Annotated in this window: 18 protein-coding genes and 1 pseudogene; 10 read left to right on the forward strand and 9 right to left on the reverse strand. The window is 40.0% G+C overall.

Going from position 1 to position 12572, the window contains the following annotated elements:
- Positions 1 to 199 precede the first annotated feature (199 nt).
- From H1P_RS34180 to H1P_RS34190, 3 genes are all read right to left on the reverse strand, one after another.
- Positions 200 to 805 (reverse strand): calcium-binding protein, encoded by a 606-nt coding sequence (locus H1P_RS34180; RefSeq protein ID WP_144876060.1) that lies wholly within the window; start codon positions 803 to 805, stop codon positions 200 to 202.
- 250 nt (positions 806 to 1055) lie between these two features.
- A complete protein-coding gene (locus H1P_RS34185) occupies positions 1056 to 1361 on the reverse strand; it encodes a transposase (RefSeq protein ID WP_144876062.1) in 306 nt (101 codons plus the stop codon).
- A gap of 196 nt (positions 1362 to 1557) precedes the next feature.
- Positions 1558 to 2244 (reverse strand): PEP-CTERM sorting domain-containing protein, encoded by a 687-nt coding sequence (locus H1P_RS34190; protein ID WP_144876064.1) that lies wholly within the window; start codon positions 2242 to 2244, stop codon positions 1558 to 1560.
- 246 nt (positions 2245 to 2490) lie between these two features.
- On the opposite strand from H1P_RS34190, the gene H1P_RS34195 reads away from it, so the two are divergent.
- From H1P_RS34195 to H1P_RS34210, 4 genes are all read left to right on the forward strand, one after another.
- The gene (locus H1P_RS34195; RefSeq protein ID WP_222427395.1) at positions 2491 to 2886 is read left to right on the forward strand and encodes a hypothetical protein; all 396 of its coding nucleotides are present in this window, start codon (positions 2491 to 2493) and stop codon (positions 2884 to 2886) included.
- 56 nt (positions 2887 to 2942) lie between these two features.
- Complete coding sequence (locus tag H1P_RS34200) at positions 2943 to 3272, forward strand: hypothetical protein (RefSeq protein ID WP_144876066.1); 330 nt, start codon at positions 2943 to 2945, stop codon at positions 3270 to 3272.
- A 144-nt stretch (positions 3273 to 3416) separates the two neighbouring features.
- Positions 3417 to 3653, forward strand: coding sequence for a hypothetical protein (locus tag H1P_RS34205; protein ID WP_222427396.1), 237 nt, complete (start codon positions 3417 to 3419; stop codon positions 3651 to 3653).
- A gap of 19 nt (positions 3654 to 3672) precedes the next feature.
- The gene (locus tag H1P_RS34210) at positions 3673 to 4800 is read left to right on the forward strand and encodes a chymotrypsin family serine protease (RefSeq protein WP_144876079.1); all 1128 of its coding nucleotides are present in this window, start codon (positions 3673 to 3675) and stop codon (positions 4798 to 4800) included.
- Positions 4801 to 4847: 47 nt separating this feature from the next.
- On the opposite strand, the pseudogene H1P_RS39720 reads toward H1P_RS34210, so the two are convergent.
- The 3 genes and pseudogenes from H1P_RS39720 to H1P_RS34220 all read right to left on the reverse strand — a co-directional run.
- A pseudogene (locus H1P_RS39720) lies at positions 4848 to 5006 on the reverse strand (amino acid permease); the annotation flags it as partial.
- Entirely contained in the window at positions 5000 to 5170 is a 171-nt protein-coding gene (locus H1P_RS37090) for a hypothetical protein (RefSeq protein WP_186376322.1), read from the reverse strand. The pseudogene H1P_RS39720 and the gene H1P_RS37090, both read right to left, overlap by 7 nt.
- A gap of 18 nt (positions 5171 to 5188) precedes the next feature.
- Positions 5189 to 5419 (reverse strand): hypothetical protein, encoded by a 231-nt coding sequence (locus tag H1P_RS34220; protein ID WP_144876081.1) that lies wholly within the window; start codon positions 5417 to 5419, stop codon positions 5189 to 5191.
- Between the two features lie 164 nt (positions 5420 to 5583).
- On the opposite strand from H1P_RS34220, the gene H1P_RS34225 reads away from it, so the two are divergent.
- Positions 5584 to 5931 carry a four helix bundle protein gene (locus tag H1P_RS34225; RefSeq protein WP_144876083.1) on the forward strand — a complete coding sequence of 116 codons (348 nt, stop codon included), beginning with the start codon at positions 5584 to 5586 and terminating at the stop codon, positions 5929 to 5931.
- 51 nt (positions 5932 to 5982) lie between these two features.
- Here H1P_RS34225 and H1P_RS34230 read toward each other — a convergent pair whose 3' ends face one another.
- The gene (locus H1P_RS34230) at positions 5983 to 6246 is read right to left on the reverse strand and encodes a hypothetical protein (protein ID WP_144876085.1); all 264 of its coding nucleotides are present in this window, start codon (positions 6244 to 6246) and stop codon (positions 5983 to 5985) included.
- Positions 6247 to 6319: 73 nt separating this feature from the next.
- Positions 6320 to 6766: a hypothetical protein gene (locus H1P_RS34235; protein ID WP_144876087.1), complete on the reverse strand. Its 447-nt coding sequence runs from the start codon at positions 6764 to 6766 to the stop codon at positions 6320 to 6322.
- Positions 6767 to 7146: 380 nt separating this feature from the next.
- On the opposite strand from H1P_RS34235, the gene H1P_RS34240 reads away from it, so the two are divergent.
- The 3 genes from H1P_RS34240 to H1P_RS34255 all read left to right on the forward strand — a co-directional run bounded on the left by H1P_RS34240 (position 7147) and on the right by H1P_RS34255 (position 8626).
- Positions 7147 to 7431 (forward strand): helix-turn-helix domain-containing protein, encoded by a 285-nt coding sequence (locus H1P_RS34240; RefSeq protein WP_144876089.1) that lies wholly within the window; start codon positions 7147 to 7149, stop codon positions 7429 to 7431.
- A gap of 80 nt (positions 7432 to 7511) precedes the next feature.
- On the forward strand, positions 7512 to 8294 hold the full coding sequence (locus tag H1P_RS37970) for a Rha family transcriptional regulator (protein WP_222427397.1): 783 nt from the start codon (positions 7512 to 7514) through the stop codon (positions 8292 to 8294).
- 80 nt (positions 8295 to 8374) lie between these two features.
- On the forward strand, positions 8375 to 8626 hold the full coding sequence (locus H1P_RS34255; RefSeq protein WP_144876091.1) for a hypothetical protein: 252 nt from the start codon (positions 8375 to 8377) through the stop codon (positions 8624 to 8626).
- Between the two features lie 112 nt (positions 8627 to 8738).
- On the opposite strand, the gene H1P_RS34260 is transcribed toward H1P_RS34255, so the two are convergent.
- Positions 8739 to 8918: a hypothetical protein gene (locus tag H1P_RS34260; RefSeq protein ID WP_144876093.1), complete on the reverse strand. Its 180-nt coding sequence runs from the start codon at positions 8916 to 8918 to the stop codon at positions 8739 to 8741.
- Between the two features lie 207 nt (positions 8919 to 9125).
- On the opposite strand from H1P_RS34260, the gene H1P_RS37095 reads away from it, so the two are divergent.
- Together H1P_RS37095 and H1P_RS34265 are read left to right on the forward strand one after the other, a co-directional pair.
- Positions 9126 to 9290, forward strand: coding sequence for a hypothetical protein (locus H1P_RS37095; protein ID WP_186376323.1), 165 nt, complete (start codon positions 9126 to 9128; stop codon positions 9288 to 9290).
- Entirely contained in the window at positions 9287 to 12379 is a 3093-nt protein-coding gene (locus tag H1P_RS34265; RefSeq protein ID WP_144876095.1) for a DUF3854 domain-containing protein, read from the forward strand. The genes H1P_RS37095 and H1P_RS34265 overlap by 4 nt, the downstream gene beginning before the upstream one ends.
- Positions 12380 to 12572 lie beyond the last annotated feature (193 nt).

Genomic DNA, 12572 nt, shown 5'->3' on the forward strand with positions numbered 1-12572 from the left:
TAATAATAATGCTAAAGTCAACCGACAAAAGCATTTTATCTCATTTTGACTATCAAAATTGTTTAAGTCCCGTTAGGATTATGGTTAGACGGTTGGCGTAGCTTTTTAGACTTTTCGTACATCCTCTAAGATACGGTAAGCAGCAATATAGCTAATTCATCGTAAAAAATGACATCAAATTCTAACTATCAATCTAAAATCAGATGACTACCCTATCGAATCCTTGTCCTTCTAGATCGAAGGCAGAAACATTTTTGACTATCGCTACGATGTCGCCTGAATTATGGTGGAGCGAATAATCTCTCTGATTTTCCTCTCTTACTGCATAATAATCGCTTCCACTACTACTACCAAATTCCAAGAAGTCTCCTTCACTAATATCAAAATCTTGAATTATATCTACTCCAAACTCATTGCTAATTACAAAAGCATCAGCACCGCTTCCGCCAAATAGTTCGTCAGAGCCCAAACCGCCATCGAGTCTATCGCTTCCTGAATAGCCCAATAAAGTGTCGTTTCCTTCCCCTCCTGTTAAAGAATCATTGCCAGACATTCCGACAAGGCGATCGCTTCCTTGTCCTCCATCTAGCTTATCGTCTCCATTGTCTCCATAAAGAGTATCCTTTCCTTCTCCACCAAACATAGTTTCGTCTTCGCTAGAGCCTTTGATTGTATCGTTGCCTCCATTACCATAAGCTGTATTTTGTCCTCGCCTCATCTTGATTAAATTATCAAAGTCATTGGCAATTATTTCTCTTGTAACTGAGTTGTCTAAATTGATTGATGGGTCTAGGCTAGAATCCAAAGTAGCAAGGCTGTCTTCGACAGATAATGGTAACGAGTCGGGAGGAATACTTGCTGTTGGAATGATAAAATCTGCTGGATTGACGCTGAATTCAGGTTGTTCGATTGTTCCGTTTGCTGTTTGTGTAATTATTTGTTCTTGACCTGTGGTGATTTTGTATTGGAGCGATACGTCGTCAATATTGAGGGGTTCTCCTGCTGCATTTTCGTTTTTGAAGATCAGCTTGAAAGTAATGATATTTTCTGCGGTTCTAGAAACGTCTAATCCTTTGAACTTGAGTACGAATCTGTTCTCTCAGAACTTGATTCATCTTGAGCCAAGTTCCTTGGATGCGCCACGACCGAAAGTAATGATAAACCGTAGACCAAGGAGGTAAATCATGAGGCATAAGTCGCCAAGCGCAACCAGAAGCAAGTATATAAAAGATAGAATTAATAATTTCCCTCATATTCACTGTTCGAGAGCGACCACCAGCTTTAGGAGCAGGAATTAAAGGTTCTAAAATAGTCCACTGTTGATTAGAAATATCTGTGGAATAAGGTTTTCTTGGATTCATAACTTCTAGTTTATTTGTACTTAGAAGTTATATTTTAGACTTTTCGTACATCCTCTTAGCCATACTTAAAATTATAAATGGGCTTCTAATTTTAAAATTCCCAATTGAATAAAATATCTCACTGCACTCTGAATTATGAGGGAAGAATCTACTAACTTATCCCTTATATCTATTCAATATTTATTATTAGCGATCGCTAATTCAATCGGCTACATTTGTTTTTGCGAATTTTTAGACCACTACCTAAAATAACTGTGGTTAAAAGCCCAAAGATAGTAGCTGGTTCGGGGATAATTCCAGGATTGGGATTATCGCGAACGGTATAAATAACATCCCCCGTTCCGTTGTCTCCAGCACTGAGGTCGTAGGCGAAAAAGCTATCGGATAGAGAGAAAAAGCCTGGCACGAAAGAAAATTGTATGTCGGTGGAATAGCTCAAACCGAGAAATTCACCATCCAAAAATTCTGCTTTTGCACCGAGAGAAGAGTTATCATCGCGAACGGTATAAATAGTCTCTAAAAAGTCAAAACTGAGGTCAGAAACGCTTAAAAATTCCGAACCAGAACCAGTTAGAGTAGCATCATCAAAACTGAAATCTCCCGTAAATTCATCTCCCGACAAGCTTCCATCGAGATTGTTAACGGTTATGTCATAGGTAATGGTGGCAGCATGGGCTGGATTGGGATCGATGAATTCAGGTTGAGTATCATCAAAACCTCGTTTGATAACATGATGAGAACTACATTTTGGACAATTTATGGTTTCTCCCCATCTTATCAAACGGATTAGGGCAAAGCATTTTTTGGGGTCAATTAAATCTAACAGATTGATAAAAGATATCGAGATCGCGGTCACCAAAATTCCTTGAATATGCCTGAGCATGAGAATTATACTTGTCTAACTACCTTCCCCACAATAAGTCCCTGGAATCCATAAAGAGCCTCCATAAAGAGCCAAAAACAAAACGATATTAAAGAGTCTTTTGTTGTAATTTCGCCATAATCCTATACGCGGATCGTCGTATTGTTTCAAAAACTTATTTTGAGGATAATTATTGCTAGATAATCCTTAGAGATTTTTGAAAATTAAATTTAACAAAAACAAGATCAAAGAAAAGGGAGTTAAGTAATGACATCAATGACATCAGAAAAAACTTCATTACCCCAAGGTCCTACAGCAGTAGAAGATCAATCGGTGAATGAGCAAGAGGTTCGCGAGCTATTCAAAGCAGGAGAAGGAGTTTCCATAGAAGCATTAGCTGGAAATGGTTTTACTTACAGACATGATTGGGGGGATAGAAACGGTCAGTGGACATTGAATCTTAACTGGGGGGCTATTACCAATAACTCTCGAGTTTTTGTAGCAATTGGTGAAGGCAAGGCAGGAGGAGGTAAAATTATAGGAGGTGCTAAATACACTTTGCATAATGTTGCTCCTAGCAATGGTAAGGTTAGCATTTGGGTAAATATTGAATGGAGTTCTCCTATTCGGCTCTATGTAGATTATCTGGTAGTTAATCCATAAGTTTTTGGGTGAATGAAATTTGACTCTTCTGGAATTCCCGTGGTGAGCAGTAAATCATGAAGATAAACAAAATAACTATTGTTGCCTTAGCCACTGTGGCATTGTCGGGCTTACTCCTGACTTCTTTATGGATGCTATCGCTGCAAAAACAGCCATGGGCGAATCAATCAGCCATCGAACTAGTCAAAGAGCAACATGAATCTGAGTTAATGAATGTCAAGGGTGTAGTGGGTGTAGGGATTAGTAGATGTGAAGGAAAACCCTGCATAGAGGTGTATTTAGCAAATGAATCTCCAAACTTAAGCAAGCAAATACCTACCCAACTAGATGGATTCAAAGTAGATACTAAAGTGACAGGAAATATTGAGGCGTTGCCTCAACCATAAGTATTCTTACCATACTTCTTGTCGTCCACTTTACTGCACAACAAATAAAAGACAACTGATTAACTTACCAAGATTGTCACTTTAGTCGAAACTTAGTCAAATCTAACTACAGCAGAAAAAATTTCTTTTGGCAGATTCAAGGAGGTGATTGCGATCAACATTGAGACTATTAGACAAAAGTACGAAGACCAAATAATGGGACTACCTAATGTCACGGGTGTTGGCATCGGAGAGAAAGCAGGAAAAAAAGTAATTAAAGTCTTTGTTACTCAGAAATTTCCTGAATCTGAACTGCAACCGCAGGATATCGTACCAAAATCTCTAGAGGAATACGAAACTGACGTAGAAGAAATTGGTACTGTAACCGCACAAACTCTATAAAAATTAAAGGAGATTGATCATGAAAAAATTAGACCAAAGCAAAATGATGCTGTCCGAAAAGGCAATAGCAGAAGCACAGAAAGCTAATAATGATGCTGTTGACGAATTTATGAATCCAGAACATCCCCGCGCTAATCTGGTAGGAATGGGAGTAGGTGTGAAGTGGAAAAATGGAGAACCCACAGGTGAGCCAGCATTAATCGCACTGGTTAGCCACAAAATGGCGAGAGAAGAGTTAAAAGATGCCGATCTAGTACCGCCGATGATGGCAGGAATGCAAACGGATGTTTTGGAAATAGGTTATCCTTTTGCTGGACAGGCATTGCCGCAGTTAAAAACCGAACTCATTCCAGGTACTAATGGCATGGCTGGTGGCTATCGTCTCAGCGAAACCATAGAACCCCTAGAGGTTGGTGTTCAACTTCTGGCTAAACGCATCCGTCCAGCTAAAGGTGGTTACAGCGTCGGACACTTTAAGATTACAGCGGGAACAATTGCTACTTGCGTTTATGATATTCTGTCGGGAGGTTCTAACAACCCGCCTACTCATGGAATTGGTATTCCTCAACGCTACTACATTCTTAGTAACAACCATGTCTTAGCTAACAGCAACGAAGCCAATCTTGGCGACTCCATCTTGCAACCAGGACCTTTTGATCGAGGAGTTGAGCCAACCGACAGAATTGCTCGTCTGAGTCGATTTATTCCGATTACCTTCGATCCCCCAGTCCCTCGGAATCAGCACCAAAATCTGATTGATGCTGCAATCGCCGAAGGTGAATTCCACGATCTCAACCGCGAAATCTACTGGATTGGTCACATACGCGGCTGGCGGCGGAAACAAAATGTGAGGGTAGGAAATCTCGTGCAAAAAACTGGACGTACTACCAATTATACTACTGGCAGGATTACCGCAGTTAATGCAACGGTCGATGTCGGCTTTGGTGGTGGTAAGGTAGCAAGATTCAGAGACCAAATTATCACCACTAATATATCTGCTGGTGGCGATTCTGGTTCCTTGGTAACAAGCCTAGATAATGTTGCCGTAGGTTTGCTGTTTGCTGGTTCTTCGGTTGCAACTATTGTCAACCAAATTGAAAATGTGCGCTCGTTGCTGCGGGTAGAAGTAGCAGAACAGATTCTCTAATTGTAGTCATCTAATTGTAGTCATTCTAAATAATTTTCGTACAGTAATAAAGGAACGCGGAAAGACCGATTCACTTCTGATTCTACGGTGCGAAGAACAAACAGCGAGAGAGTTGTTAACAATAGAAAGAACCAAAAAACTGGTGCGGTATATTCTACCATCGTGGTAAAACCACTGCGTGTCAAAGTCCCCAATAGAATCAAGGCTGTCGTTGAAGGAGATTGTCGTTAAGAGCAATCATCATTTCAGTGTGTTCCGATAGCTCCAGATAAGCTTCATAGAAATACAAAGCTAGTTCTTTCGATGCGTCGAGTTCTTTGTCAAGATAAGCTCCCAGACTATTGACTTTGATTTTAATTTCTGGATTCATGGTTATAAGCTGTGAAGGTTAAATGTGGTCGGAATGGAGAGGAGCAATATCTTGGCTGTGAACCCAAAGAGGTTCATAGGGATGTTGGCGGTCGATTGGAGCAAGGCAAAAGCGGTGATTCTTAACTACTGAAATGGTGAAGATGGCGCATTCTGCTAGGTTTTCGTCGGGGTCTATAACTATAACTTTGTCTCCTTCAGAAAGTTCCGCTAATTTATCTTTATTTGGTTGAATCGAGTTAATTTTCATCTTTTTGAGAATGGAGTGAATGTTAATGAGATGTTGAGGGGTAGGCGACTAATTTTGGTTAATGGTTGAATTTAAGGTCGCTTCGCTCTCTTTCGGCAGAAGGCAGAAGGCAGAAGTATTGTATAATTATTAATACTTCTGCCTTCAAACTTATCTCCTTCATCATGAGTTTTAGAGAACAATTTATATGGCAAAAGTCCATAGATTTATCTGTGCGTTGTTACAAATTAACTGAGTATTTTCCTAAGTCAGAAAAGTATGCTATGACATCTCAAGTAAGAAGATGTTCCGTTTCTATTCCAAGTAATATTGCAGAAGGTTATGGTAGAAAAGGCAAAGCTGAATATCTTCATTTTTTACATATAGCTTTAGGTTCAGCTAGAGAATTAGAAACTCAGTTAATTATTTCTCAACGAGTTGAGTTAGCAAAAAAACATTTTATTGAATCAGTTTTAAAAGATGTTGATGAGGTACAAAGATTATTGGTTTCAACCATTAATCAACTAAAGTAAACCATCTGCCATCTGCCATCTGCCATCTGCCTTCTTGTTAACTTCTTTTATTCAATTTTTGATTAAAGCCAAAAAATCTTGATAGGAGTTGGCATCAATTTCATCTCCTTCTTTAATCTCTAATTTGAACTTAATTAATTGAGGATTGTTCAAATGGATTTCTGGAAGTAAAACATTTAATCGGTCAGATATTTGTTCTGCTCCTGCCAAATGAAAGCGATCTTCTCCTTCGCTAAAAGCCATAATTTCTGGCATAGAGGTTGGTGGTCTGTAGGTTAAGGGCTTGATTCTGATCTCAATTAAATATGTAGCCATAATGTATTGCCTTGTGAATATCGATTGATGTGATAGTCCTTGGTTACTTATTACCAAGGACTATTGTTAAAAATTAAAACTCGCCAATTGGATTGATGATGTGGGATTGGCTATAGTGGCAGATTTCATCCTCTGCGACCCATACTTGGCTGATTTGCGGTTGTTCTATACCCGCTAGTCGATAATACCAATCAGTCTGATGGAGAAAAGTCTTAGTATTTCGATAACGATTTGGATTGTACTTTTTACCGACGACGATGAAAGTTGACCATTCACTATGGTCTTTTTGTGTGTCGATAAGCTTAACTAGGCTTCTTGTATCGTATTCGGAGTGGAGAAGCTCCTCTTCGTCGGGGATATTTAGCCGACAATCTTGTGTAAAGGAATGGTGTTTGAAGGAGACGCTGTTAAAAAGCGAACACCAACCTCTACCCCTATTGTCTTGATAATCGTGGAATTGGGTGCAATTATCGCAATTAGTCGGTAATTGGGTTATTTTTGATGTAGTTTGTGTCATCATAATTACTAAGATTTAGTTTGTGAGGAGAGCAGAGGTAAGAGATTGCTCTCCTTTTTTGTGTACTTGGGTGTTAGCCAAAAAAGGCTTTGTAAGAAATGCTTCGTGGAGACTGACTCTGGATAATTCACGCACCAACAACGAGAAAAGGGATAGATATAAGGTTGTCGGGCGTGCAGTGAAATGAAAAGTGAAAGGATGTCTAATCAACCAATGGATTTTGTTTCAAGTCTGAGGCTGGTTGTTTCCTCATCTGTGATTCTCAGTATAGCGCGAGAAGCTATATAGCGTCAAGTAGTAAATATCATGTTTTTCATGCTATATTATTGGCAGAGAGTCATTAAATAGAGGACATTAGTAAAGTGCTGATTTTGGAGAAACGAATGCTTCGATGGAAGCTGAGAGAAGTAATGGCTCGTGTCAAAATGACAAATCGTGAACTAGCCCAAGTTTTGGGAGTTCATGAAACTTCAGTTTCTCGAATGAAAACAGCAGATACTATGCCTCGAATAGATGGTGATACTTTAAATCATCTTTGTAACGCTCTTAATTATTTATATAAAGAAAAAGGAGTAGATATAGTAATTTCGCCTGCTGATTTATTTGAATATGTTTTAGAAGAAATCGGAAATAGTTCTGATTCTTCTCACGAGCCAATCTCAAATTAAAAGCGATCGCTGTTCTCTTGGTCGGGAGGGCGATCGCTTGATAGTTCACTGTCACCAAAATAATTGCATTAAGTAACAGTATGTCTACCTTATCAATAAATGAAAAAAAAGGTGTGCTGGTAGTCGATTCAAGACTATTAGCGCAAGAATTAGGAGTACAACACAGAAGCTTCTATCAAAAGCTGATCTTAAAATACCGAGAGGAAATAGAAGAAGATTGGGGGGTTTTGCGATTTGAAATCGCAAAAGTGTCGAAAGGGACTAGGGGAGGTCGCCCTGAGAAATATGTGCTGTTAACAGAGCAGCAATCATATTTAATATTGACCTATAGCAAAAATACGACAGAAGCCCGTCAATGTAAAAGGAATTTAGTGAAAGCTTTTGATGAAGCCAAAAAACTAATCGAGAAAGTAATACCAGCACAAGCAATTGAAATCGAAAAACTGAAACTACAACTACAGGTAGCAGAAGCCCAGAAAGGTGCAGCAATAGCTCAAGAAAGATTACTCGCGCAATCGAGAGTCTTAGCACTCGTCGATCCAGGATTACCAGCAATAGTTTTAGGCAATCCCAATGCGGTAGTTACTAGAACAGAAGTCATAGAAAGGACAGTCTTAATCAACGAACAGGGACGAAGCCGAGTCAGTTATGAAGGGTTATCCAAGACGAAGCTAGCCAAGAAATACGGCATGAAGAGAGCTAAAGACTTGGTGGACTGGCTAAAGTCAATTGGCTTTGAAGATGTCTTAAAGCCTGGTTTGATAGCGACTTCTTGCCAGTACATTCCAATTGAAGAAATAGCCGAACTAGATAGGCTGTGGGCAGCCCATAGAGGCTTAAGACAAATTTTGATAGGCGAGTAAATCGTATCGTGTCTCATCGCAGAAATTTGTTTCCAAGAAGCCAATCAGCCATTTTGTAGTATTTAAGTAGGATGAAGATCGTGAGAAATAATTTACCCGTACTGTCCATTGCTTTAGTAACAGGGGAAGATATCGAACCTGCGGGATTAAAAGTATTGAGAGTATGTGTTACAGAAGAGGATAATTATCTGATTCTCTCAGGGATTGAAGAGATCGAACGAGCAATCATTGAAAGCTTGAAGCATCTCGAAGAGCTAAACAGTACAGTCTTATTTTTAGCCGTGGAAAGAGTACCTGCTAACCAAAGACGTAGAAGAAGAGGTGCAGCATGAGTGTATCAATAACTCAAACTCTTCCCAAAAAACTAGGCAGCGCAACAACTATGAGCTTGAGGGCGATAGTTCGTGAACGACAAACCGTTGAAGTCACCAAAAACAAGATATCTTAAGCGGACTTGCTTTGGAGTTTTTCAGCGATCGCTTGTCGAATAAATTCACGATAGTTTTCTTGAGTCTGAAGTTCCTGGAACATAGTATCCGTTAATCGCACTGTGACTTTGCTAGTCAAGGGTTCAGAGCGATCGCTTCTAAAGCGTGTTTCAGGTGAGGGATTTGGATTAGGCATCGAGCGTTCTATTATGCTGAGGGTCGAATCAAGACATCAAGATTTATCTGTATTATATCTCTGTCCCTTTGGGTTATTGAAGTAAATATATGTGAATATTGCCATTATATCCATGAGGACATGGATATAATGGTGAGGCTGTAGGCGGTTAATAGCCTGGAAAACTTGAACCACCTCAATAAAAAAACCACATCATATAAAACCAACATGAGTGATTTATCTATAAGTGTAAAACAGGGTAATCGAGAAATACAAGAGTTAGAGAGGATCGACCAACAAGCAAATTTAGAGACAAAACCTAATACTTTTGTGTTGTTTCTGACAGTGGAAATAATACCTGCTAACCGAAGAGTAAGAAGAGGTGCAGCATGAGTATATTAGCACCACCTTCTATTCGCCAAAATCAGTTATCTCCATCAGATTATGAAGAGTGCTGTACCAGGAGAGGATTAAACCCCTCTTGGATTAAAGCAGGATGCCAAACCCAAAACCAAACCCAAGCAACGGACTATCTGGGCTACCCAGCCAAGTCAGGAGGAATCTTGATTGAAGGAGCGAACGGGCAAGGACAATTACGCCCTCATAAACCCTGGAGCAATAAACCAGGACAAAAAGCCCCCAAATATAGAACAGCGTTAGGTGATGAGTATGATGCTTTACTTCCCGCCCATCCCACAGATAAGTATCATTGGAATCATCTTTCCTCTTTAAAACAAAAATGTTACAAAATCAACGATATTCCTCTGTTAATAATCACGGAAGGGGGATTTAAGGCAATTGCTCTATGCTCCCACGAGCTTCCTACTCTTGCCTTATTAGAAGTAGAGATGGGTTTAACATCCAGCAAGGATGACCCCCAAGGAAAGCGTTATCTAGTTCCCGAATTAGAAAGGTTTGCCAAGGAAGGATTTGGATTTATCTTTGCCTTTGATGCAGATACTTATACCAAGAAACCAGTTAAACAGGCATTAATCAAACTAGCCCGACAGATACAAAAATATAATGTGCCAGTTTATAATTTACCTGAATGGGACGAAAGTGACGGAAAAGGAGTTGACGATTTTGTGCAGAACAAAGGAATAGAAGAATTCCGTAAACAATTATTAAGCCAAGCCTACTGTTTTGATGATTGGTACGAAAAATACGGAGAGGATGCGTTCACCACCGTAGGGGGAAACAAAATACCCAAACCAGATCTTGTTGGAGCAGAGATAGCGGAGCAGTATAGCGATCGCTGGGTATATTGTGACGAGTTAAAAACCTGGTTGACCTACAGTCTGGAGACAGAAGGAATTTGGACTCTTGTAAGTAAAGATTACTTAGCAGCCGAAATACACGCCATTTTAAAGGCTCGAAACATCACTGGATATGGAACAAATGCTTATGTTGAGAATATCATCGGCACTTTAAAAAGAGAATTATTCATCAGAAAGTGGGATGAGAAATCATCTACAGATTGGTTGCCCTTCAAGAACGGAGTGTTAGAGTTAGCGACAAACAAGCTACACGAACATAATCCTGGCTTTAAGTTCACGTGGCAGTTGCCGAGAGACTATACGGTAGTTGAAAATGGCTGGCAGTCAATTGATAATTGGTTGAACGAGGCTACCAAAGGAAATTCTGAATATAAAGAATTATTACTTTGTTTCGCAGCAGCAGTGTTACGAGGGAGGAATGACCTACAGAAATTCTTGCACCTGATTGGTGGAGGAGGCAGTGGGAAATCTACTTTTACCACTCTGCTAACGGCTCTGGTAGGGGAATCAAACACCGCCACGATGAATTTATCAGAATTAGAGGACAAACACGAAATAGCCCGTATTTTTGGGAAAAGGTTAGTGGTACTGCCAGACCAGGATAAAGCACCGCGCAAAATGAGTAATTTTAAGCGGTTGACTGGTCAAGATAGATTATCTGGTCGGAGACTGTTTGAGAACGGCTTTGAGTACGTTTTTGGGGGGCTGACAGTAGTAACCTCTAACTTCCCCATTTTCCATACTAATCTGGGTTCTTGGTTGACCCGTAGAGTTAGTATGATTCCTTTTGACTATCAATGTCCCAAGCATCAGAAACGGGACTTGATGAAAGATTTTGAAGGGGAATTGGGAGCATTTACTTCTTATCTGTTGAGTATTCCTGAAGCAGAAATCGAAGCGGTATTGAAGGGGGTGGGCGATCGCAAACTGTCTGCTACAGTATGGGAATCGCAAATAAGGAGTGATGGCTTAGCAGCATGGGTGAATGAATGGGTAATACAAGATAGTACGGGTTGTGTACCAATTGGGAGTAACGCCCATGAATGGAAAATAGCCGAAGATTATGATGCCACTTGTTCTACTCTCTATGGAAGTTATACCTTGTATTGTCAACAGACCAAACGTTCGGCAAAATCACCACAAAACTTTTCGGCAGAGTTATTGGAGTTAACCAATAGGACTTTGGGATGGTCAACTGAAAAAGCCAGGGTGAAAATAGCAGGTAAAACAGTTAGGGTGATCAAGGGATTAAAACTGCGTGAGCTTTATGATAATGAACCCACATATGAGGAAATTCTTCAAGGGGACAACCAGGGTGACAGGGGTGGTGACAACTCAGGGGACAACCAGGGTGACAACCTGAAAGTCCCACCAGATAAAGAAGGGGAGGGGTCGTCGCCTGGGGTCTCCCCAGGCGTTTATGAACCCCGTGACAACAGTGACAACCTTCATTCAAACTTTGAGTCAACAGAAAAAAACTTCTCTTTATCTGATAAATCTGGGACTGAGAAAGAGGAAAAAGATAAAAATTACCAAACAACTAAATTAAACGAAGAACCCCCTCGCAACACAGTGGTAAATAATTCTTTCTCTGGCACTCCAAGAGAGGAAGTGTCAAATAAAAATGCTTCAAATAAATCATCGCTAGCACCCGCCCCTGTCACTATCCCCACACAGCAAAGGGTTGAGGCTGTCTCCCCATCTCTTGACAAGCCCCCAGTTGTCACCCAGGTGGTCACCACCCCTGTCACCCAGGTGGTCACCCCCCAAATTAACTGGAAAACGTACCCCTACAATAGTAGCGACAGCACAACCCTAGAAAACAGAGCTTTGAAGGTCAAGGAAAGAATCTTAAATTGTAGTACAAGTAATGACTTAATTAAATTACTGGCGACAACGAGTGCTAGTGAACCAGAAATTAACTGGCTGAAAGAGAATTATTTAAGCTCGGCGGAAAAGCAGCAGCTGACTCTAATTGAAAACTCAACCCAAGGAAATTTGTTTTTGGTGCCAGAGAGATCGTCGGTAATTGAATACAAAATGTCAGAAATAATTGAGTCAATAGATATTCAGATGAATCGTGTTGGTTGGAGTAAAGAGAAAGGGAGACAATACTTAATGGAAACCTACGGCAAAAAAAGCCGAATTCATCTTTCTGATAATGAGTTACTAGAGTTTAGGGATTATCTAAAGTCCCTTGAATGACGGACTATTCTTAGTGCGATTATAGATTGGAGGAACAGCAGATGCAGCTAGAAGTGGAAGCCAGATTGAGAGGATGTACGAAAAGTCTAAAATATAACTTCTAAGTACAAATAAACTAGAAGTTATGAATCCAAGAAAACCTTATTCCACAGATATTTCTAATCAACAGTGGACTATTTTAGAACCTTTAATT

It is taken from the genome of Hyella patelloides LEGE 07179 (assembly GCF_900659865.1).
Classification (GTDB): domain Bacteria; phylum Cyanobacteriota; class Cyanobacteriia; order Cyanobacteriales; family Xenococcaceae; genus Hyella; species Hyella patelloides.